At 66.3% G+C, this 22,351-nt stretch carries 20 protein-coding genes; 2 read left to right on the top strand and 18 right to left on the bottom strand.

Annotation, left to right across the window (positions count from 1 at the left end; genetic code table 11):
* Positions 1-101: 101 nt before the first annotated feature.
* Positions 102-1,970: a molecular chaperone HtpG gene (gene htpG / locus ACZ6YI_RS06115; RefSeq protein WP_465777870.1), complete on the bottom strand. Its 1,869-nt coding sequence runs from the start codon at positions 1,968-1,970 to the stop codon at positions 102-104.
* A 172-nt stretch (positions 1,971-2,142) separates the two neighbouring features.
* Complete coding sequence (gene htpX, locus ACZ6YI_RS06120; protein WP_465777871.1) at positions 2,143-3,033, bottom strand: protease HtpX; 891 nt, start codon at positions 3,031-3,033, stop codon at positions 2,143-2,145.
* Positions 3,034-3,228: 195 nt separating this feature from the next.
* Here htpX and gluQRS point away from each other — a divergent pair, with 195 nt between their 5' ends.
* Together gluQRS and phbB are read left to right on the top strand one after the other, a co-directional pair.
* On the top strand, positions 3,229-4,098 hold the full coding sequence (gluQRS, locus tag ACZ6YI_RS06125; protein ID WP_465777872.1) for a tRNA glutamyl-Q(34) synthetase GluQRS: 870 nt from the start codon (positions 3,229-3,231) through the stop codon (positions 4,096-4,098).
* Positions 4,099-4,149: 51 nt separating this feature from the next.
* Complete coding sequence (gene phbB, locus ACZ6YI_RS06130; protein WP_440326649.1) at positions 4,150-4,902, top strand: acetoacetyl-CoA reductase; 753 nt, start codon at positions 4,150-4,152, stop codon at positions 4,900-4,902.
* 86 nt (positions 4,903-4,988) lie between these two features.
* Here the strand turns inward: phbB and ACZ6YI_RS06135 are convergent, their stop codons facing one another.
* From ACZ6YI_RS06135 to queA, 16 genes are all read right to left on the bottom strand, one after another.
* The gene (locus ACZ6YI_RS06135) at positions 4,989-6,095 is read right to left on the bottom strand and encodes a catalase family protein (protein ID WP_465777873.1); all 1,107 of its coding nucleotides are present in this window, start codon (positions 6,093-6,095) and stop codon (positions 4,989-4,991) included.
* Between the two features lie 80 nt (positions 6,096-6,175).
* Positions 6,176-7,840, bottom strand: a complete 1,665-nt coding sequence (locus tag ACZ6YI_RS06140; RefSeq protein ID WP_465777874.1) for a ShlB/FhaC/HecB family hemolysin secretion/activation protein — start codon at positions 7,838-7,840, stop codon at positions 6,176-6,178.
* Between the two features lie 105 nt (positions 7,841-7,945).
* A complete protein-coding gene (locus ACZ6YI_RS06145) occupies positions 7,946-9,412 on the bottom strand; it encodes a collagen-like triple helix repeat-containing protein (protein WP_465777875.1) in 1,467 nt (488 codons plus the stop codon).
* Positions 9,413-9,642: 230 nt separating this feature from the next.
* Complete coding sequence (locus ACZ6YI_RS06150; protein WP_465777876.1) at positions 9,643-9,939, bottom strand: hypothetical protein; 297 nt, start codon at positions 9,937-9,939, stop codon at positions 9,643-9,645.
* A gap of 936 nt (positions 9,940-10,875) precedes the next feature.
* Positions 10,876-11,181: an STAS domain-containing protein gene (locus ACZ6YI_RS06155; protein ID WP_440326657.1), complete on the bottom strand. Its 306-nt coding sequence runs from the start codon at positions 11,179-11,181 to the stop codon at positions 10,876-10,878.
* A 12-nt stretch (positions 11,182-11,193) separates the two neighbouring features.
* Complete coding sequence (locus ACZ6YI_RS06160; RefSeq protein ID WP_465777877.1) at positions 11,194-12,378, bottom strand: methyl-accepting chemotaxis protein; 1,185 nt, start codon at positions 12,376-12,378, stop codon at positions 11,194-11,196.
* Positions 12,379-12,397: 19 nt separating this feature from the next.
* Entirely contained in the window at positions 12,398-13,528 is a 1,131-nt protein-coding gene (locus ACZ6YI_RS06165) for a protein-glutamate methylesterase/protein-glutamine glutaminase (protein ID WP_465777878.1), read from the bottom strand.
* 87 nt (positions 13,529-13,615) lie between these two features.
* On the bottom strand, positions 13,616-14,278 hold the full coding sequence (gene cheD / locus ACZ6YI_RS06170; protein WP_440326662.1) for a chemoreceptor glutamine deamidase CheD: 663 nt from the start codon (positions 14,276-14,278) through the stop codon (positions 13,616-13,618).
* Positions 14,275-15,153, bottom strand: coding sequence for a CheR family methyltransferase (locus tag ACZ6YI_RS06175; RefSeq protein ID WP_465777879.1), 879 nt, complete (start codon positions 15,151-15,153; stop codon positions 14,275-14,277). The genes cheD and ACZ6YI_RS06175 overlap by 4 nt, the downstream gene beginning before the upstream one ends.
* A 3-nt stretch (positions 15,154-15,156) precedes the next feature.
* On the bottom strand, positions 15,157-16,869 hold the full coding sequence (locus ACZ6YI_RS06180; protein ID WP_465777880.1) for a methyl-accepting chemotaxis protein: 1,713 nt from the start codon (positions 16,867-16,869) through the stop codon (positions 15,157-15,159).
* A gap of 46 nt (positions 16,870-16,915) precedes the next feature.
* Entirely contained in the window at positions 16,916-17,428 is a 513-nt protein-coding gene (locus ACZ6YI_RS06185; RefSeq protein WP_465777881.1) for a chemotaxis protein CheW, read from the bottom strand.
* A 176-nt stretch (positions 17,429-17,604) separates the two neighbouring features.
* Positions 17,605-19,581, bottom strand: coding sequence for a chemotaxis protein CheA (locus tag ACZ6YI_RS06190; protein WP_465777882.1), 1,977 nt, complete (start codon positions 19,579-19,581; stop codon positions 17,605-17,607).
* Between the two features lie 41 nt (positions 19,582-19,622).
* Complete coding sequence (locus ACZ6YI_RS06195; protein WP_247334704.1) at positions 19,623-19,985, bottom strand: response regulator; 363 nt, start codon at positions 19,983-19,985, stop codon at positions 19,623-19,625.
* Between the two features lie 15 nt (positions 19,986-20,000).
* Positions 20,001-20,318 (bottom strand): STAS domain-containing protein, encoded by a 318-nt coding sequence (locus ACZ6YI_RS06200; RefSeq protein WP_440328024.1) that lies wholly within the window; start codon positions 20,316-20,318, stop codon positions 20,001-20,003.
* A 90-nt stretch (positions 20,319-20,408) separates the two neighbouring features.
* Positions 20,409-20,954: a hypothetical protein gene (locus ACZ6YI_RS06205; RefSeq protein WP_465777883.1), complete on the bottom strand. Its 546-nt coding sequence runs from the start codon at positions 20,952-20,954 to the stop codon at positions 20,409-20,411.
* A 261-nt stretch (positions 20,955-21,215) separates the two neighbouring features.
* Entirely contained in the window at positions 21,216-22,277 is a 1,062-nt protein-coding gene (gene queA, locus ACZ6YI_RS06210) for a tRNA preQ1(34) S-adenosylmethionine ribosyltransferase-isomerase QueA (protein WP_465777884.1), read from the bottom strand.
* Positions 22,278-22,351 lie beyond the last annotated feature (74 nt).

Consider the following 22,351-nt stretch of genomic DNA (forward strand, 5'->3'; position numbering starts at 1 on the left):
AACCATACCGGATGCATCGGGCTCACTGTGGGAGCGCGCTTGCGCGCGATGGGCCTTGTCGCATGGCCCATCGCGCGCAAGCGCGCTCCCACGGGGGCTCGTTAGCCCAGGAGGACGCGGTTCATGCGCTGCACGAAACCGGCCGGGTCGGCGAGCTGGGCACCGGCGGTGATCTCGGCCTGTTCGAAGAGCAGGTTTGCGAGATCGCCTGCCTTGCTGTCGTCACCTTCGGCGGCCAGGCGCTTCACCAGCGGGTGTTCCGGGTTGAGCTCAAGCGCCGGCTTCGAGTCGGGCACGTCCTGGCCGGCTTCGCGCAACAGGCGAGCCAGGTGCGGGGCCAGGTCGAAGTCGGACAGCGCCAGGCACGACGGCGAATCGGTGAGGCGCGCCGAGACGCGGACGTCGCTGACCTTGTCGCCGAGCAGGGCCTTGGTGCGCTCGATCAGCGGTGCGGCGGCCGTGTTGGCGGCTTCCTGCTTTGCCTTGTCGGCTTCATCCAGCGGGAAATCGCCCTTCGCCACGTTGCGCAGGCGCTTGCCTTCGTACTCGGTGAAGTAGCCCAGCATCCACTCGTCGATGCGGTCGGACATCAGCAGCACCTCGATGCCCTTGGCCTTTAGCGCCTCGATCTGCGGGCTGCCGGCGGCGGCCGCGTAGCTATCGGCGGTGACGTACCAGATCGCATCCTGGCCCACGGCCATGCGGCCGATGTAGTCGTCCAGCGAGACCGTCTTCGCCGCGCCTTCGCCCTTGGTCGAGGCGAAACGCAGCAGCTTCGCGATGCGCTCGCGGTTGGCGGCGTCTTCGACGATGCCTTCCTTCAGCGTATTGCCGAAGCCGGCGAGGAAGGTGGCGAACTTCTCCGGCTCATCGCGCGAGACCTTCTCGAGCAGGTCCAGCACGCGCTTCACGCACGAGCTCTTGATCTTCTCGAGCTGGCGGTTCTGCTGCAGGATCTCGCGGCTGACGTTCAGCGGCAGGTCGTCCGCGTCCACCACGCCACGCACGAAGCGCAGGTAGTTCGGCAGCAGCTCCTCGGCGGCATCCATGATGAAGACGCGCTTGATGTACAGCTTGAGGCCCTTACGCTCCTCGCGGCCACCGCCCATCATCATGTCGAACGGCGGCTGTTCCGGCACGTAGAGCAGCGTGGTGAAGCTCTGGCTGCCCTCGACGCGGTTGTGCGCCCAGGCGAGCGGATCGTTGAAGTCGTGGCCCAGCGCCTTGTAGAAGTTCTGGTATTCCTCGTCGGTGATCTCGCTTTTCGGCCGCGCCCACAGCGCCGAGGCGGAGTTCACCGTCACCCACTCGTTCGGATCCGGCTTGCCGTCCTTTTCTTCCGGCATGCGGATAGGGAATGCGACGTGGTCGGAGTACTTCGTGACCAGCTGGCGCAGCTGCCAGCCCTTGAGGAATTCGTCCTCATCGGCCTTGAGGTGCAGCACCACGGTGGTGCCGCGTTCGCTGACGTTGGTTTCCTCCAGGGTGTATTCACCCTTGCCGTCGCTCTCCCAGCGCACGCCCGATTCGGTCGGCTCGCCGGCGCGGCGGGTGATCACGGTGACCTTGTCGGCCACGACGAAGGCGGAATAGAAGCCCACGCCGAACTGGCCGATGAGGCGCGAGTCGGCCTTCTGCTCGCCGGAGAGGGCTTCGAGGTAGCGGCGGGTGCCCGAGCTGGCGATGGTGCCGATATTGGCGACCACATCCTCGCGGCTCATGCCGATACCGTTGTCGCGCACGCTGATGGTGCGGGCCTCCGGATCCCAGGTGACCTGGATGCGTAGCTCGGCGTCTTCGGTGACCAGGCCGGGGTTGGCGAGGGCTTCGAAGCGGAGCTTGTCGCAGGCGTCGGAGGCGTTGGAAATGAGCTCGCGAAGGAAGATTTCCTTGTGCGAGTAGAGGGAATGGGTGACCAGGTGCAGGACCTGGGCGACCTCGGCTTCGAATTTGCGGGTTTCCTGGCTCACGGTGCCGTTCCTTCAGGGATGGACAGACCGTGAATTATGGGGACCGCGGGGCGAAAGAAAAGTCTTTGGGGCGGGCGACGCCCCGTGGGAGTGAGCTTGCGAACGATGCGCCGCCACGGGGGGGGGCATCGTTCGCAAGCTCACTCCCACAAAAAGCAGCGGGGCGCGGGGCTTAGCGGGCCGCCTGGAGGGCGGCGATGCGCTCTTCGATGGGCGGGTGGCTCATGAACAGGCGCTTCATGCCCGTCGCCAGGTGCCCCGCGATACCGAACGCCTGGATCGTCTGGGGCAGCGAGGTCTCGCCGTGGTTGGCCGACAGGCGCTGCAAGGCCGAGATCATCGAGGCACGGCCGGCCAGGTTCGCACCCGCCGCGTCCGCCCGGAACTCGCGCCAGCGCGAGAACCACATGACGATCATGGACGCGAACAGGCCAAACACGATCTGCAGCACCATCACCGTCACGAAATAGCCGATGCCGCCCTCGCCTTCCCGCTCGCGGCCGCCGCTCAGCCAGCTGTCGATCAGGCGGCCGACGATGCGCGCGGCGATGATCACCAGCGTGTTCAGCACGCCCTGGATGAGGGTCAGGGTGACCATGTCGCCATTGGCAACGTGGCCGATCTCGTGGCCCAGCACGGCGGAGACCTGCTCGCGATCCATCTGCTGCAGCAGGCCGGTGCTCACCGCAACCAGCGCGTTGTTGCGGCTCATGCCGGTGGCGAAGGCGTTCATCTCGGGCGCGTCATACACCGCGACCTCGGGCATGCCGATGCCGGCCTTTTCGGCGTGGCGGCGCACCGTCTCGAGCAGCCAGCGCTCCGTCTCGTTGCGCGGCTCGGTGATCACCTTGGCGCCGGTGCTCATCTTGGCCGTCCACTTGGAAATGGCCAGCGAAATGAACGCGCCGCCCATGCCGAAGATGGAGGCGAAGACGATCAGGCCACCCAGGCCCATGCCGCGCTGGGCCGCCCACTGGTCGACGCCCAGCAGGTGGCAGACGATGCTGAGCAGCGCGATGACGGCGATGTTGGTGGCAAGGAAAAGTGCGATACGTTTGAACATGGTTGCTCTCTCTGAAGCGGCTGGCTATGTGGCGCCGCCTGACCTCATTTTTTAGGGCGGAGACTGAATGATTCAATGCCCGAATGACCCGCGCCCCGCGCGATGCGGGCCGCACGCGCTAGCGATCGCCTACACTGTCGCGGCCTCGTCCCTGACGCCATGAGAAACGTCTCAACCCGTGCCCGGCCCAACCGCATGAGCTACCGCGGACGCTTCGCGCCCTCGCCCACCGGTACCCTCCACTTCGGTTCGCTGGTGGCGGCGGTCGGCAGCTGGCTGGCGGCCCGGCACGCGGGTGGGCACTGGCTCGTGCGAGTGGAAGACATCGATCCACCGCGCGAGGTTCCCGGGTCGGCCGAGGGGATCCTGGCCGCACTCGACGCATTCGGCCTGCGGGCGGACGAGCCGGTCCTGTTCCAGTCGACCCGCGGCAGTGCCTACGAAGCCGCATTCGAACACCTCCGTTACGCCGGCCAGGTCTTCCCGTGCTGGTGCAGCCGGGCCGAACTGGCTGCCCATGGCGGCCTGCACCGCGACGGCGCCTGCATAGGCCGGCCGGACCCTTCGCGACCGCCCGCCTGGCGCCTGCGCTCGCCGGATCGCACGATCCACTGGGTCGACGACCTGCAGGGCCCGCAGGCGGAAAGCCTGCGCGAGGTCGCCGGCGATTTCGTCATCCGCCGCGTCGAGGGCCTGTGGGCTTACCAGCTCGCCTGCGTGGTGGATGACGGCTTCCAAGGGGTGAACCACGTGGTTCGTGGGGTGGACCTGCTCGATTCGACCGCACGGCAGATCTACCTCCAGGAATTGCTCGGCCTGCCCCATCCCGGCTACCTGCACCTGCCCCTGGTGCTGGACGCCGACGGGAAGAAGCTCTCCAAGTCTGCGCAGGCCCTGCCGGTGGACCCGGCGGCCCCCCTGCCGGCGCTGCGCCGGGCGTTGGCCTGGCTGGGCGTAAACGCGCCGGAGGCGGCCACACCGGAGGCCACGCTTGCGGCTGCGCTGGCGGGTTTCGAGCCTGCGGCGCTTCGCCGCAGTAGTCTTACCGCCACGCGGGCGCTATAAAAACAGATTACCCGCGCGGCGGGTCACTTACTTACGGGATCCTGGTGAGTCATGAAACACGGCACGACGCAACGCACCGCACTGGTCACCGGCGGCACCGGCGGCATCGGCACGGCGATCGTCCGTTACCTCGCCCGGCAGGGCCACAAGGTAGCCACGAACTACCGTGACGAGGCCCGCGCGGCCGCCTGGCGCGAGGACATGATCCGCGACGGCATCGATGTGGTGATGGTCCCCGGCGACGTCTCCGACCCGGTCGGGGCCGCGAACATGATCCGCGACGTGGAAGCGCTTGCTGGGCCGGTCGAGATCCTGGTGAACAACGCCGGCATCACGCGCGACAGCACGTTCCACAAGATGGACTACCAGCAGTGGACCGAGGTGGTGAACACCAACCTCAACGCCTGCTTCAACGTCACCCGCCCGGTGATCGAAGGCATGCGCTCGCGACAGTGGGGCCGGATCGTGCAGATCAGCTCGATCAACGGCCAGAAGGGCCAGTACGGCCAGGCCAACTACGCGGCGGCGAAAGCTGGCGTGCATGGCTTCACCATTTCGCTCGCGCAGGAGAACGCGCGGTTCGGCATCACGGTGAATACCGTCTCGCCGGGCTACGTCGGTACCGACCTCGTCATGGCCGTGCCTGAAGATATCCGCGCCAAGATCATCGCGCAGATCCCGGTGGGCCGCCTTGGCCGTCCGGAGGAAATCGCCCACGCCGTGGCGTTCCTTACCTCCGAAGAATCCAGCTGGATCACCGGTTCCAACCTGGCCATCAATGGTGGCCATTACATGGGTTGGTAAGAGACCAGACCTTGTGGGAGCGCGCTTGCGCGCGATGGGGCTTGCCGCAACGCCCATCGCGCGCAAGCGCGCTCCCACAACGGCATCTACAGCTTCAGCTCGTCCAGGCTTTTCGGCTCCCTGATATCCACCTTGTTGTGGTGCGCGCGGAACTTGGCCATCACTTTGTAGGCGAGGCGGCGGGCGCGCATCACGGAGCCCAGCGGGCGGTGTTCGACCACGCCGTGCCAGGGGCTGAAGGCCAGGCCGTCGTCGATGGCGGCGCGGCGCGCCTCGTTCCACGCGGGTTGCGGCGGCACGACCAGGCGGGCGACTTCCAGGTATGGACTCTTCTCTTCGGGCCACGGTACCGAGGCATCCTCGATCGGCATGGTCTCCGGGTCGGTATAGAACTGCACGCGAACATCCCACTCACCGCCTTGAGCGACGAAGTGTTCGCGCATGGCGTCGCGCAATCCATCGGGCTTTCCATTGACGTTGAGGGAAGCGTCAGTCAACGCGGTGAGGTTGGGCGAGCGCGGCGCCACGCTCACCTTCACCACGTAGTCGCCAAAGCGCAGGGGCACCTGGCTGTAGTAGGTATCGCCGAGCGGATTTGTTTCGGGCTGGCCACCCAGTGCGATCAGGGTGCTGCTTCGCGTACCGAAGGCTTCCAGCACACGCTCGGTGCCGCGCAATACCGCGGAAAGCGCCTTCTTCGCCCCTTCCGCGCGATCGGTGGTCGCGGCGGTGAGCTTCAGCGAGCTCAGGAATTTTTTCGCGTTGGGCGCGGAGAACGCCGGGCCGTTCACCAGCACGAAGTCTTGGCTCGTCGCACCTTCGCTCCCCGGCAAGCGCTCACCTTCCACGCCAAGGATCTTGAGCGCCATGCCGCGCGGTGTGGAAACGCTGTCGTCGAGGATATCGCCGGGCACCGTCGACAGACGCAGCACTACGCCGTACCTGCCGGGCTTCGCGAACACACCCTGCGCCAGCTCGCGCGGCAGGTCGTCAGGCACGATCAGCTCACCGGTAAGCAGCGCGTGGCTCTTCGCGTGCACCGAACGCAACGCGTGGCCGGAGTGTTCCAGCGTGGTCTGGTTGATGTCGGTCAGCGTCGCGATCAGCTGCTCGGCCGTCTCCACCTCATCCGGCTCGATCTGCTCCAGCGACTCGTGGTAACGCAGGGGTGAGGGATACAGCGACAGGGGCATGGCACGGCGTCCGGACGGGTTCCCCGCATCGTGGCGCCGCCGCCGTGAAGATGTGGCAAACAGCCACCGTATCAGCCGTGTTACATGAGGTTGTAGCTGAACGTCAGGTTCCAGCGCGGGCTGCGGTGGTTGCTCTCCGGGGGTTTGTCGCCGGTCGGCCTGGCCAGCGCGAAGTCGATGGAATAGTGCTTGCCGTCGGAGGCGCGCACGCCGAGTGCCGCGGAATCGAGCCGGTCGATCAGCGGCCGCGCGCCATTCAGGTACACGCGCGCGGTCTGGTAAGCCACGTAAGGCGTCAGCCCCGTCAGCCACTTCGAAGCGACGGTGAAGCCGCGGTTGAGTTCACCGGAAGCCGCCCACCCGCTGTCGCCCGCCGCGTCGCCCGGATCGTACGCGTACGCGAAGCTCGGGCCACCGAAGTTGATCTGCTCCGTCGAGGGCAGCGTGTTGTCGCTGTACTGACCTTGCGCGCGGAACACGGTGCCGAAGCCATGTGGCCAGGGATCCGCCAGGGCAAGACTCATCGTATAGCGGGTGAACTTCACGTCCGGCGTGGCGACCGCCAGCCGCACGGGCAGGTTTGTGACTGCGCGTGAGTATGCGCCCAGTCCGTCGAAGCCATGGAAGATGCCGACGCTGAACTGGCGCGAGCGCTTGTTCGCGACCTTGACCCAGGCGAGCTCCGCATTCAGTACGCGGACGCTGGACTGCAGCGCGAGGGTCACGCCGGTTTCGGTGTTGCGGTATTCATCGCTCTGCCGCGACGCATACGTACCGAGCGTGAGGTTCAACCGTTCGCTGTTCGAGAGCTTGATGGGATAGAGCGCCGATAACGCCAGGCGATCCTGGGTCAGGCGGTGATCGAGGTACGCGGGCAACTGGTTATCCGTATCCGGCGTGCCCCAGTAGCGCGTGGCATCCACCTTGCCCTGCCAGCCATCCGAGCCGAACGGTTCGGTCCAGCCCACGTTGTACAGACGCTGGTTGCCACCATTCGGGAACAACGTGGCGACGCTAAGCTGTTCGCCCAGCGGGGTCAGCCCGTTTTCCGACAGCGCGAAGACACCCTGCGTACCAGGGTGATTGAAGTCCAGGCCATAGCTGAGGTCGTAGCGCTTGCGGGTCACATCGAGCACGAGCGTCGTTGCGCCGTCGGTGGTCGTCGGCGCGGGTACGCTGGCGCTCACTTTCGCGCCAGGCAGCTGGCCCAGTAGCTGGGTATAACGTTCAAACGTTGCCTGCGTCAGCGGGCGCTCACCAACGATGCGCGCCGCCATCGCGCGCACGCGCTTGTCCATGTTGCCGGTGTCGCCGCGCACATCCACCTTGGCGACGTAGCCTTCGACGATGGTGACGCGCACGATGCCGTTGGCGAAGTCCTGCCCCGGAATGAAGGCGAACGACAACGCGTAGCCGCGCGCGCGGTACATCGCGGTGACCTTGTCCGCCGCGGCGACGAGCTCACCCACGGTGATCGCCTTGCCGCGCATCGGGGCGAACAGCGCCGCCACCTCGGGAAACGGGATCGATTTGACGCCTACGACATCGAAGCGGGTAGGCGTGAGTTTCGTGGCAAGCAACGCCTGCAGCGCCTCGCTGGGCGCCTGCACGTTCACCTGCACCGGGGCCTGGCGCGGTGCTTCCGTGCGCGGCAGGGTCTGCAATGGGTTCGCAGGCGCTCGTACCTGCGCGGTGGTGGAGCTCACGACGGCCATGCCAAGCAGGCAGCCCAACCATCGGTTCATGGAATTCCTTTGTGTTGACCGGGCAAAGCGTGGCGCCGGCGTTGCGCCGCCGGCGCCGTCCTTACAAGGCGTGCGGAAGCGGCATTGCACCGCTTCCGCCCTGCCTTACCGCGTGGAGGTCTTGTGCTGGAGGAGGTTTCCAACCCCACCCAGGAGGCCGCCAAGCGGGTCCTGCTGAGACCCTGCCGAGCCATTGCCGTTGCTGCCCGTGGTGTTGTTGAGCGTCGTGGCATTCGCCAGGCCGTTCACTACCGAGTTGAGCGTGTTGGTAAGCGGCGCGAGCGGCTGGCTGGATGCAGCGGCCGTTACGCCGTTACCGACCTGGGCCACCGTATTCGCCACCGCGCCCGTCACCGGCGACAGCGGTGCGAGCGCACCCGTGCCGACGTTGCCAACGACGCCACCCACCGAGGTGACGGTGCCGCCCACGCCCGCGAGCGTCGTACCCACCGGGTTGGCATCGGGCGCCTTGCCCAGGCCGCTACCCAGCGTCGTACCCACGGCGCCGAGCGTGCCGCTGGTGGCCTGGAGCGTATTGCCTACCGTGGTGCTCAACGGAGCGAGCGCACCCGGTGCCGGGTTCGCCTGCACGCTTGAGGCCAGCGAACCGACGCCCGCACCGACGCCCGAGACCAGCGAGCCGCCGCCGTTGCCCACGGCAGCGACGAGGTTGGTTGAGTTTTCAGGATTCGTCGCCGTGCCGACCGAGGCGACGATGGGTGTGACTGCGCCACTCACCGCGGAGGTCAGGCTGTTGGCCGCCGTGGAATCCAGCACGGTGCCCAGTTGCGTGCCAAGGTTCTCCACACCGGACCCGGTCGTGGCAACGACCGTGCCCAGCGTGCTGGTGATCGGCGCGATCGGCGTACCGGCACCGACAGTGCCGACGCCCGTACCAAGATCATTCACCGCCGCGCCGGTCTGCGTGACGACATTGCCCACTACGTCCGTGGTGGTACCCAGCGGATCGCTGATGTTGCCGGTCTGGCCAAGGCCATTCGTGACACCGTTGCCGAGCGTCGTGACCGCACCACCGAGATCCTGCACGGCATTGCCTACCGACGTGGTGAGCCCGTTGGTGCCACCCAGGACGGTCGTGGCGGGTACCTGAGCACCGACACCCGTCACCGTGCCGCCAACGGACGCGATGATGCCGCCAAGGCCGGTCGCTACCGCGCCAACCGCGTTGCTCGCCGGCGTCGGCGTGCCACCGCCACCGCCCGCGCCGCCACCGTTGCCGTTGCCGCCACCATTGCCGCCGTCGCCACCACCGGTGCCGCCGCCCGTACCGCCGGTGCCACCACCGTTACCGCCGCCCGAACCGCCGCCGGTACCACCCGTGCCGCCACCGCCGGAACCGTCGCCACCGCCACCCGTGCCGCCCGAGCCATCGCCACCACCGGTGCCACCGCCGGTACCGCCAGCGCCGCCCGGGTTCACCGTGCCCCCCGAGCCACCGCCCGAGTGCGTGGAACCGTGGCCACTGCAAGCCGCCATCGATGCCGCGGCAGCGAAAATCGCGCCAGCCAACAGCGTGCGCGTGAAGACCTTACCGAAACCCTGCTCGTTCATGACGCCCTCCTCGTTCGCGAAGACAGCCCCCCTGTTTTCGAGGGCGCGAACTTATGAGACGCCCGACACATTTTCGGTTTTACGCAAATTAGGCCGGTAAGTAGGTCTACGCAAAGCAATTTCGGCCATATGTCGAAGGCGCGCGAAAGCAATCAAAGCGTTCCGTGGTGGTCGCGCGAAGGGATTGCGCATGGAATGACTGGCGGTCGGCCGATTGAGCGACTCCGAGTTCAGGCCGATGCGCGATCCCATGGCCATTGCGCATGCGCCTGCGCAACGCCATGCACACCAAGGCGCGTCATCGCTGCGATCGCCTCGAGTGACAGGGCCATATCCTGGGGATCGACGCTGTCGGCTTCATGGATCAGGTCCGCAAGTAACGTCGTCACGCCCCGCGCGTACTGCAGCCATTCGGTGGCTTCGTTCAGGAGGTCATGGGAGGAGCGCTCGCGCTCATCGTAGCTCTCGCAGAGCGCATGCAAGTGTTCGCATTCTGTGGGATCGGGTCGACGCATGGTCATGTTCATTCCGCTTCAATAGGGATAGCGCGCGAACGTAACAGAGCGAGACGCGGGCGTGATTGAGAATGCTGGACAACTCTGATCGTAGGCGCAAAAAAGCGGTTCTTCGCGGAAGTCCAGGGACGAGTCCTGCATTGCGCCTTCGAATCGGTTCATTCGCTGGTGCGAATGCATGTGCCCAGCGGCTGACGCCGCCTCGCTCATGTGCGTTGAGGAAGCTGCGGGTGGGCAGGCCCTTGGGGCCGCCAGGCGCGGACCTTCGGACCGGGCCGTAGCGCCGCTTTCGCGAAAATCGTTACGCCACGCGGCCCTCCGCTCATGTCGGCCCCAAGGGCCTGCCCACCCGCGCCCCGAACGGTGAGGTTCACGGTGGGAAAGCTCGCGACGTGTGCTCACTTGCCTGTGGGAGCGCGCTTGCGCGCGATAAGCCCGCGGAGCGGTGACGCGGCTAGCCATCTCACGCGCTAACCGTTGTTCGATCCGCCGAGGCGTGGCGGCGATGACACCAGTCGGCATCGCATCGCCAAGAGGGCTTCCCTGTGTACGGACTGCTGAGCGCGCGTGGTGTCTGCCGGGATACGGCATCGCTGCTTCGTTGGCTATCGCGCGCAAGCGCGCTCCCACAAGCGGCGGGGCCTCGGTGTGCCGGCTTGTGCGGCACCAAACGGAGTGTGTCGACTCGGGAGCGGGCAGGCCCTGGCGGCCGACATGAGCGGAGGGCCGCGTGACGTAATGCTTCTCGCGATAACGGCGCTACGGCCCGGTCCGCAGGTCCGCGCCTGGCGGCCGCCAGGGCCTGACCGCTCCCGACCCCGGGACGCCACCAGCCTAAGGCGGCGGAAGCCGCTCAATACATGCGTTCGCGCCAGCGAATGACCCGCATAAAAAAAACGCCTCCCGAAGGAGGCGTTCCATGAAGCTCAAGGCGGTCTGCTGTCGCTTTTAATGCACGGTGAAAAGCTTATCGAAACCCGCGATGCGCAGCGTGTTGCGCAGGTCGGCGCTGGCGTTGACGATGCGAATCTCCGCACGATCGCCGCCTGCGTGTTCACGCAGCAGCATCAGCATGCCGAGCGCCGAGCTATCCATGCCCGTGACCTGCTCCAGGTCCAGCACGTAGCTGCGCGACTGCGCCACGTCGCCGAGGCAGGCGTCATGGAATGCGCGGTGGATCGAGAAATCGAAACGCTCGCCCAGGTGCAGGGTCAGGCAACCGTGTTCGGTATCGTTGTGGACGGTGATAGACATGGTGCGTTCCCCTTAGAACAGATCGATATCGCCAGCAGCCATCGACTGCTGCAGGGCGGGGCCGCGGGCACGCAGGCGCGCACGCTCACGCTGCTCGGCCAGGCGGGCACGCACGCGCTGGGCGCGGGCGCTCAGCTCGCTCGCATCGGCCGGCGCACAGGCCAGTTCCTCGATATCGCGGGTGCAATCGGCGGTGATTTCCTGCAGCTCCACCAGGCGCGAACGGGTCTGGTGCAGCAGCTGGCTCAGGATGTCTTCGAACTGCAGCGAGCGGATCGTGGTCGACACGTCGTTGCCGAGGCCACGGTTGATCGTCGCGGCCTCGTCGGCGGCGGCGCTGGTGCGCGCGTTGCTCTCGGTGATCGTCGACATCATCGTGTCGATGTCGCCCTTCGCCTGCAGCGCCACGTTCATGTCCTGCGACGCCATGCGGCCGACCAGTTCACGCAGCTGCTCCATCGCGGTGCGCGAGCGCTCCACGTGGGTACCGATCTTCTCGTTGAACTGGTTGCTGTGCTGCGCGAGGTTGCGGATTTCACCCGCCACCACCGCGAAGCCACGGCCGGATTCGCCGGCGCGCGCCGCTTCGATCGCGGCGTTGAGCGCAAGCAGGTTGGTCTCTTCGGCGATCGTATTCACGTTCTTCAGCAGCGCGAACACGGCGTCCATTTCCTTCGCCATGCCATCGATGCGGTAGACGATGCGCAGGCTCTCGCGCGAGAGCTGCACGATCAGGCCCACGAAATGCTCGAGCAGGCCGGCGGTGCGGTCGGCGAAGTCCTGCACCGAGATGCCCTTGCCGCCGCTCTCGATGATCTCGCTCAGCAGCTTCTGCTGCTTGCCGGTCTTCTGCGACAGGCCGTTGAAGCCGCCGCCGAGTTCGGCCACGGCATCGCGGACCAGGTCGAGCGCCTGGTGCAGCTCGCGGCTGGCATGGCCCAGTTCGTCGACGATGGCGCTGCGGACGTCTTCCATCGCATCGCGCACCGACTGTTCGTCGGCCTGCATGCTGTTGGTGACGACCAGCTCGACCACCGGCTCTTCAAAGCGCGGGCGCAGGGCGATCGCGATCCAGGTGGCGGTGAGCAGTGCCACGACCAGCGGCGCGACCCAGGCAGCGCGGAACACCAGCACTGCCAGCAGCGCCACGGCGCTGACGGCGAAGCCGGTGATGCGTTCGTTCTTCGGAATGACCATGGTGACGTCTCTTCTTCCTTCAGGTGCCGACGCGTGCCGCGACGGCGGGAATGGGGGTATGGGCGAGCGCGAGCAGGCGTGCGGCGATCTGGTCCAGCGGCAGCATCTCGGCCGCCGCGCCAGCCTTCCAGGCGGCGCCGGGCATGCCCCAGACGACCGAGCTGGCCTCGTCCTGCACGAGCGTATGGGCACCGATCTCTTTCAGCTCGCCGAGGCCGCGGGCACCGTCGTCGCCCATGCCGGTGAGCAGGCAGCCCACGGTGGCGGCGCCGACGCTGGCGGCCATGGAACGGAACAGCACATCGACAGCCGGCTTATGCCGGTTCACCGGCGGGCCGTCGTGCAGGCGGCACACATGGCGTGCGCCGTCCCACATCACCAGCAGATGCTGGCTGCCGGGGGCGATATAGACGTGGCCCGCCTGGATCGGCTGGCCATCACGGGCTTCGCAGACCTTCATCGCCGAGCACGAATCCATGCGCGTCGCGAACGGGCCGCTGAAAGCGGCGGGAATATGCTGGGTGATGACGATCGGCGGCGCGGTCGGCGGCATCGCCTCGAGGACCACGCGGATGGCCTCGGTGCCACCGGTCGACGCGCCGATGGCGATGATCCGCTGGCCGCCACGGCTACCCGGGGTCTGCGCGCGCGGCAGCACCGCATCCGCGGAGAGGCGCGGGGCGACTTCCAGCTTGCCGAGCGAGAGGTCGACCTTCTCGATCTTCGTCACGGTGGAGCGCTCGCGCGGGTTGGCACCGGCGGCCAGGCGAACCTTGGCGCAGATTTCCGGCGCGTGCTCCATGAAGGTGTTGGCGAGATCCGCGGCCGGCTTGGTGAAGAAATCCACGGCGCCGAGTTCCAGCGCGCGCAGGGTCACGTCCGCGCCCTTCTCAGTCAGCGTCGAGACCATCACCACCGGCATCGGCCGCAGGCGCATCAGGTTCTCGAGGAACGTGAGGCCGTCCATGCGCGGCATTTCCACGTCCAGCGTCAGCACGTCCGGGTTCAGCGCCTTGATCTTCTCGCGCGCGATCAGCGGATCCGGCGCGGTGCCCACCACCTCGATGCCCGGATCGGACTCGAGCATGGCGGTCAGCACCTTACGGACCAGGGCCGAGTCGTCGACGATGAGAACGCGTACTTTCTGCATGGGCACAAGGAACTCGGGTGGCGGGACATCCCGGCCGGCGGGCCGGGCGGGCGTGGAACGGGCGGTGGTGCTGGCTGACGGCAGGCGTCAGAACAGCTCGACCTCTCCCTTTATCGGATCGTTTTCCAATCGCTTGAGGTACCGCTTCTCGCGATCGGCCAGCTGGGTATCGTGCGTGGAGCGCAGCTGGCGCACGCGGACCTTGCCGCTCACCGGGAAGAACTGCACGTGGCGCGGGTAGATATCGCCGACATCGGCGGCGCAGAGCTTCAGCTTTTCGGTCGCGATGTAACGCTGGACGAAGGCGATGTTGCGCTGGCCGATGTCGGTCATGGTCTGCAGCACGCGGCCACCGCCGAAGATCTTCACTTCGAGGTCTTCGCGCCGGCCGCCCGCCTTGAGGATCGCGTTGATCAGGTGTTCCATGGCGTCGTTGCCATAGCGCGCCGCGCGGCCCACGGTCGAACCCCAGCTGTCGCGATCGGCGCTGGCCGGCTCGGGCAGCATGAAATGGTTCATGCCCCCGATACGGCGGCGCGTATCGCGCACGCACGCGGCCACGCACGAGCCGAGGACCGTGGAGATCATCTCTTCCTGCATGCTGACGTAGTACTCGCCCGGCAGGATCTTCACCGTGACCACGTCCTGGGCGGGATCCCAGAAGCGGCGGACGTGCTCAAACCCGGGCAACACACTCTTTGGATCGAAGCCGGCGAAAGTCCGCGGCTGCGCGACGAACGTGTCGCTCATGTACGTTTCCGGTAAACCGTGCGGCCGATCAGGTCAAAATCGTCGGAGAGTCCATACATGGATTCCGAATGGCCAAGGAACAGGTAACCCCGGCTTTCCAGCATGCCGGCGTATCTAGCGAACAGGCGCTGTTTCGTCGGCTTATCGAAATAGATGACGACGTTACGGCAGAAAATGGCATCGAACTTGCCCTGCATGGGCCATTCGTGGAGCAGGTTGAGCGGCTGGATGGTCACCAGCTCGCGCAGGCGCGGGTGCACCTGCACGTAGCCATCGAACGAGCCTTCGCCACGCAGGAACCAGCGGCGGCGGCGCGCTTCATCCACGCCGCCGAGGCGATCCACCGGATACACGCCCTTCCGGGCGGCTTCCAGGGCCTGCGGCGACAGGTCGGTGGCCAGGATCTTTGCGTCGATAGTGGCACCGGTGCGCTCGAGCGCCTCGGCCAGGACCATCGCGATCGCATAGGGCTCCTCGCCCGTGGAGCAGCCGGCCGACCAGATTCGCAGGCGGCCGCCGTTTTTCTTCTTCTCCTCGAGCCAGCGCGGCAGCAACTCATTCACGAGCATGTCGTAATGGTGCATCTCGCGAAAGAACGAGGTGACGTTGGTGCTGATGCAGCTGGCCAGCTCGCCGAGTTCCGCGTCGGGGTCGCGGCGCAGAAGATCGCAATACGCCGCGAAACCCGGCAGGTTCAACGCGCGCAGGCGGCGCAACAGGCGCCCCTGCACGAGCTGGCGCTTGTGCTCGCCCAGTGAGATGCCGCAATGCTGCAGCACGAACTCACGCAGGAAGGCGAACTCGGTTTCGCCGAGGCTGGGCCCCGTCGCGCTCGCCTGCACGACGGCATCGCCGTTGTTGACGAGCGCGTTCATGGATCAGAACTCCTTCCACACACCGGCATCGCCAGCGGCTTCGGCCGGGCGCTGCGTGCGAGCGGGAGCCGGCTGGCTGCGCACCGACGCGAAGACGGTTTCCATTTCCTGCTGGGTCGGGTCCTTGCGGGCGGCCTTGCTGGTCGTGGCGGCGGCGCCGCTCACCTGGAAGAACGACACCTGGCGGCTGAGCTCCGTGGCCTGCTCGTGCATGGCACGGGCGGCGGCGGCGGATTCTTCCACCAGCGCGGCGTTCTGCTGGGTCATCTCGTCCATCTGCAGCACGGCGTGGTTCACCTGGTCGATACCGGCGGACTGCTCCGAGCTGGCGGCGGCGATCTCGGCGACGATGTCGGTCACCTTCTTCACGCTGTCCACGATCTCGGCGAGCGCCTTGCCCGACTGGTCGACCAGCTCCGAACCGGCCTTCACCTTGTTCGCGCTGTCGTTGATCAGGCCCTTGATTTCCTTCGCGGCACCGGCCGAACGCTGGGCCAGGTTGCGCACTTCGGTCGCGACCACGGCGAAGCCGCGGCCCTGCTCACCGGCACGCGCCGCTTCCACCGCGGCATTGAGCGCCAGCAGGTTGGTCTGGAACGCGATTTCGTCGATCAGGCTGACGATGTCGGAGATCTTCTTCGAGGAGCTGTTGATCTCGCGCATGGCGACGACGGTCTGCGCGACGACTTCGCCGCCCTTCTCCGCCTGCTCGCGTGCACCGCGGGCCAGCTGGTTCGCATGGCTCGCGTTTTCGGCGTTCTGCTTCACGGTGGAGGTCATTTCCTCCATCGACGAAGCGGTTTCTTCGAGGCTCGAGGCCTGTTCCTGCGTGCGCTGCGACAGGTCGTCGTTACCGCGCGAGATCTGCTGCGCGGCGGTGCTGACCGAGCCCGAGCCGTGGCGCACTTCGGAGACGATCGCGGCAAGGCGCTCGTCCATCGCCTTGAACGCGGCCTGGAGCTGGCCCAGTTCGTCGCTGCGGGTGACCTTGATGTCGTGACCGAGCTTGCCGTCGGCAATCTTGTTGGCGACATCGACGGTGTGCGACAGCGTGCGGATGATCGAACGCACGACCAGCACGGCGATCAGCAGGCTGACCAGCAGGCCGGCCGACAGCGCGACCACGACGAAGATCCGGATGGCGTGGTACTGCGAGGTCTGCTTGTTGAAGATGCCCTGCGCTTCGGCGCGCTTGGCTTCGATCAGCTTGGCAAGCTGCGACTGGCGATCCATGAGGATCGGGCGGACCGACAGCTCGATGATGTCCGAGGTACCTTCGTCGCCCTGCTTCAGGCCGTCGAGCACATCGTTCTTCGCCGAAGCGTAGTCGTCGTTGGTCGCCTGCCACTTGTCGTAGAGGGACTTGATTTCCGGCGACATCGGCATCTTCTTGAACTCGTCCTTCAGGACGCCCATCGATGCCTGGAGCTTGTCGTACTCAGCCAGCTTCTGCGCGACGACACTCTTGTCGGTCGCCTTGCTCGCGCCTTCGCTCAGCACGATGAACGCCATGAGCGACTGCGTGCTCACCTGGCTCAGCATGTTGGCCGGCACGAGCTCTTCTTCGTAGACCTCACGCATGCCTTCGTTCTGGATATACATGACGCCGAGGCCGATGGCCGCGCCACCGATCAACATGGCCGCCATCAGGCCGAGCACGCCGTAGAGACGGCCGCGGACCGTCAGGGCGGGGATCTTCAGCTTCAACTTCTTCATCACGATTCCAGTTCGAAGGTTTTCGAAGGCAAGTTCAACGCGGCCTTCAGGCCACGGCTTTCGTATCGGCGGAAGCCAGCGCGGCTTCCAGCATCTGGGCGTCCTGCGGCTGCAGCAGGCGGTCGACATCGAGCAGGAGCACCATGCGCTCACCGACCGAGGTCAGGCCCTTCAGGTATTCGGTATCGACCGTCGTGCCCATATCCGGCACCGGGCGGACGCCCGACGGCGAGACTTCGACCACGTCGGAGACGGCATCCACGACCACGCCGAACTGGCGGCCGGCCACCATGACGATGACGCAGACGGTGGTAGCCGTGTATTCCTCGCGGGCCAGGCCGAAGCGCAGGCGGAGGTCGAGCACGGGGACGATGGCGCCACGGAGGTTCAGCACGCCCAGGACATAGGACGGCGCCTGCGGGATGCGGGTGACCGGTGTCCAGCCACGGATTTCACGGACGGCGAGGATATCGACGCCGTATTCCTCGTTGCCGAGGTTGACGGTCAGGTACTGCGCGGCTTCATCGGCCACGGTGGCGGTGCTGGCTGGCTGGTTCATTGTGTTCCCACTGCGGATCGGTGCGGCGGTTCGGGACCCCTCAAGGGGGTATCGGCCGTGACCGGGGGACCTTTAGTGGGAATTTCGCGGGTTTCGCTGGGGCTTATCGCGCGCAAGCGCGCTCCCACAGGGCCGCGAAGCTCTTGTGGGAGCGCCCTTGGGCGCGATTCGCTGGATCAGGCCGCCTTACGGCGCCCCTGCATGCGAACGAGCCCGGTGATATCGGTGATCAGGGCCACCGAGCCGTCGGCCAGGATGGTCGCGCCGGAGATGCCGGCGACGCGGCGGTAGTTCGCCTCGAGCGACTTCACCACGGCCTGCTGCTGGCCAATGAGTTCATCGACGAACAGGCCGATGCGCGTGCCCTCGCCTTCCACCACGATGACGATGCCGTCCTCGATGGCACGACGCGGGCCTTCGCAGCCGAACACGTCGTACAGACGGATGATCGGCAGCCACTCGTCGCGGAAGCGGAACAGTTCGCCGCCGCCGACAACGCTGCGCAGCGCCTCGGGCTTCACCTGCACCGATTCCACGATGGAAACCAGCGGCACGATGTAGGTCTCCTCACCCACCGCGGCGGTGAGGCCGTCGATGATCGCAAGAGTCAGCGGAAGCGTGATGGTGAACGTCGTGCCCTGGCCGTACTTGCTGGAAATCGCGACGGTGCCGCCGAGATCCATGACGTTGCGGCGGACCACGTCCATGCCCACGCCACGGCCCGAGAGATCGGTGGTGGCGGCGGCGGTGGAGAAGCCGGCTTCGAAAATGAGTTCGGCGACCTGTTCGTCGGACATGCCATCGCCCGAGGCGATGATGCCGCGCTGCACGGCCTTGGCCACGATGGCATCGCGGTTCAGGCCGGCGCCATCGTCGCCCACTTCAACCACGATGGAGCCGCCGCGGTGGAAGGCCTCCATGCGCAGCGTGCCCGTATCGCCCTTGCCGGCCGCCAGGCGCTTCGCCGGCACTTCCAGGCCATGGTCGATCGCGTTGCGCACGAGGTGGACCAGCGGGTCGCCGATCTTCTCGAGCACGGTCTTGTCGAGTTCGGTGCCTTCGCCACGCAGGTCGAGCACCACTTTCTTGTCCAGCTTCTGGGCCAGGTCGCGGACCAGGCGCGGGAAGCGGTTGAACACCGTGCTGATCGGCAGCATGCGGATGCTCATCACGCTTTCCTGCAGCTCGCGCGTGTGGCGGCCGAGCTGGGCGAGGCCCTGGCGCAGCATTTCCAGCTGTGCGTCGGAGACGCCGTCGTGGAACTGGCTGAGCATCGACTGGGTGATGACCAGCTCGCCGACCAGGTTGATCAGCGTATCGATCTTTTCGATGCCAACGCGGACCGAGCTGGCCTCGCTGTTGGTAGCCACGTCGCGCACGGCGCGGGGTGCGGCGGGCGTGGCAGGAGCGGCGGGCGCGGCGGCCACGGGGGCCGGTGCCGCGACACGCGGGGTGATCGTGAGGTCGCAATCGCCATCCACCCAGTCGAACACGCCTTCCACCGCGGCGCGCTTTGCACCGGCGGCAAGGTTGAGCGTGTACGCAAGGTACGACGACGAGGGATCCATCTCCGCCAGCGGCGGCAGCTTCGACAGGTCGGCCGTGACCGTGAGCGGGCCCATGGCCTCGAGCTCGCGGAACATGCGCGCCGGGTCGTTGCCGGTCTTCAGCAGGTAATCGAACGGACGGAACGCGATATCCCAGCCTTCGATGGTTTCCGCCGGGGCGGCGGCCTTCGCGACCGCAGCCGGGGCAGCGGAACCGCCCGAGACCATGGCCGAGAGTTCACCGAGCAGCGCCTGGCTCTCGGCGGTGGCGCCGGGCTGGCCGGCCATCTGCAGCGAGAGCATGTCGCGGATGATGTCGCCCGAGCGCAGCAGCAGCTCGACCACGGCCTTTTCCATCGGGCGGCGGCCGCTACGGACCTCGTCCATCAGGTTCTCGGCCACGTGGGTGAACGCGGCGACATCGGCAAAACCGAACGTGGCCGCGCCGCCCTTGATCGAATGGGCAGCGCGGAACACGACGTTGATCAGTTCCGGGTCTTCCGCACCCTCGTCCAGCGCGAGGAGCGCCTGCTCCATGGCGTCGAGGCCGTCGAGGCTCTCTTCATGGAACGCCTTGTGGAATTGCGCCAGATCGACTTTGGACATGGGTAAACCCTGGAATAAACCGGAACGCTTGGAACTGTGGATTAACCGAGCACGCGGGCGACGGTGGCCAGCAGCTGGTCGGGATCGAACGGCTTGACCAGCCAGCCGGTGGCACCGGCGGCCTTGCCTTCCATCTTCTTGTTCGTGTCCGACTCGGTGGTCAGCATGAGGATCGGCACGCCGCTGTAGCCGGCCATCGTGCGCATCTCGCGCACCATCGAGATGCCATCCATCACAGGCATGTTCACGTCGGCCAGCACGAGGTCGAACTTGTGCACACCCGCCTGGTCCAGCGCCGCGCGGCCGTTATCGGCCTCTTCGACGTCATGGCCGGCGCCACGCAGGGTGAAGGCGACCATGCTGCGCATGGAAGCCGAGTCGTCTACCGCAAGAATCTTAGCCATCGGAGTGCTCTACCTTCAGTTCACGCCGGCCGGAGCCGGCAGTTCAATCAATGCATTAAGCCCGAGCACCGTGACGCCACGGCGAAGGGTATCGCTGGCACCCACCCAGGCCACCGGCACGCTGGCCGCGCGGGCATCCCGGCTGAACGCGGCAAGGACCTGCAGCGCGGCCGCATCGGCCTGCGCCACGGCCGTGCCATCGAGCTGCACGGGCTTGCCGGCGTTGAGCGCCGCGAGCAGGGTATCGCGCAGCGCCGGGGCGGCGCCGATACGCAGGTCCGCTTCCAGCGCAAGCGGCGCCGGGGTTGCGTCTTGGGAGGATTTCTTCGCCATGGTCTTACCGTGCCCGGGGGGTCGTTCGGATGGCTTATCGGCGCTGTGGAGGAAAGCTTTAGGGCGCGGTGTGGCCCCATGCATGGCGCCTCAGAACGTATGACGCCATGCAGTCTGCGACGAAACGAGTTCGCACACTGGACGTACCGCGTGGTGTTTCGTGCCGACGTACCGGCCTACCCGCCTTCCATCAAGGTGGTGTGGCAAGGCGTACAGGGTGGTAACGGAGAAAAAGCCGTCGCGGACGTACTGAAGGACCATGAGGGCGCTGTGCCCTACGGTGAGAGCAAGCTTGGTCTTTGAAGATTTTTCCGCCTCATAGATGGCGCCCGTCTCCTGAAGCTTGAGCCAAACGAGTTCGGCAACCGGCATCGGCTCCTTACGCATTGCAGCTGCCACGCGGGCGACCCAACCGCCATGGCGGGCCAGCACGTGTGCCTCACCCCAACCTACGTTCTTTCCGTGGTCGTGGAAACCACGAGCGAGGCGTATAGGGAGTTGCTCTGCGGGATAGGCGCCCGAGAGGCCGGTGGTGTCTAGAAATCCAAGGTCCGCACAGCCATTGACCTCCCATCGATCGTTGGCGTGGGGGCTCGGCGCGGTTTCCGCTCCGCCTGGCACGATGATTTGAGTCATCCCTGAAAATCCATTGACAATCCATTGGGTTACCCATAGCTTTATAACAAACCCACCGACGATTTACCCTCCCGCGCGGCAGTAGGGTGAGGTAGTACAAGGGGTCTGGAGCCTAAGACCGCAAGGTCCATCCAGTTCGAGCGAGGATCCGGATTCCGGATCGGTGAGCCATTTCGTATGGCAGCCGCGGGCGGCGCTCAAACTCTGAGGGGAGCCTATGGCTCCCCTCTCCTTTTTCAGCATCTCTGTTTTCGCGATGCCTTACGAAGATCGCGGCGGCAGGATCAGCATCGCATCGCCGTAGCTGAAGAAGCGGTAGCGCTGCAGGACGGCGTAGCGGTAGGCGTCGAGGATCGCTTCCTTGCCGGCGAGGGCCGAGACCAGCATCAGCAAGGTCGACTGCGGCAGGTGGAAGTTGGTGACCAGCGCATCGATGCTGGTGATCTTGTAGCCGGGGAAGATGAAGATCTGCGTTTCGCCGGCGAACGGGCGCAGCACGCCTTCGACGGTGGCGCTCTCCAGCGCGCGCACGACCGTGGTGCCCACGGCGATCACACGGCCGCCGTTCGCGCGGGTGTGGCGGATCTTCTCCACCAGCTCGGCACCGACGTTCAGCCACTCGCGGTGCATCACGTGGTCCTGGACGTTCTCCGCGCGCATCGGCTGGAAGGTGCCCGCGCCGACGTGCAGGGTGACATAGCCGAAATCCACGCCCTTGTTGCGCAGCTTTTCCAGCAGCGCTTCATCGAAATGCAGGCCCGCGGTCGGCGCGGCGACGGCACCGGGTTCGCGGGCGAACACCGTCTGGTAGCGCTCAAGGTCAGTCTCATCGGCGCTGCGCTCGATGTACGGCGGCAGCGGCATCTCGCCCAGGCGGCCGAGCAGCCGTTCCAGCGGCTCGTCGATCTCGAAGCGCAGGTTGAAGAACTCGCCATCGCGGCCCAGCACGGTGATCCGCGTGCCGTCGGCGAGCTCGATGATCCCGCCCTCCTTCGGCTTCTTGCTCACGCCCAGCTGGGCGCGCGCCTCACGGGCGCCGGTGACGCGCTCGATCAGGATCTCGACGGCGCCGCCGCTGTCCTTCCGGCCGTACAGGCGGGCCGGAAGGACCCGGGTGTCATTGAAGACCAGCAGGTCGCCCGGCTGGATCAGGTCAGGCAGGTCGTAGAACTTCCGGTTCGACTTTGAGCGGGCCGCCACGTCCACCACCAGCAGCCGGCTGCCTGAGCGGCGCTCGAGCGGCGCCTGGGCGATCAGGTCTGGCGGGAGGTCGAAGTCGAAATCGGATTTCTTCACGTAACTGGCCGGTGGAACAGGGGGCATGGGATTATGGCGCAATCGGGCATGAACATCGCGCGCAAGCGCGCTCCCACGGCCCGCGCCCTGTGGCCGGACCC

This window comes from Luteibacter sp. NPDC104163 (assembly GCF_055584245.1).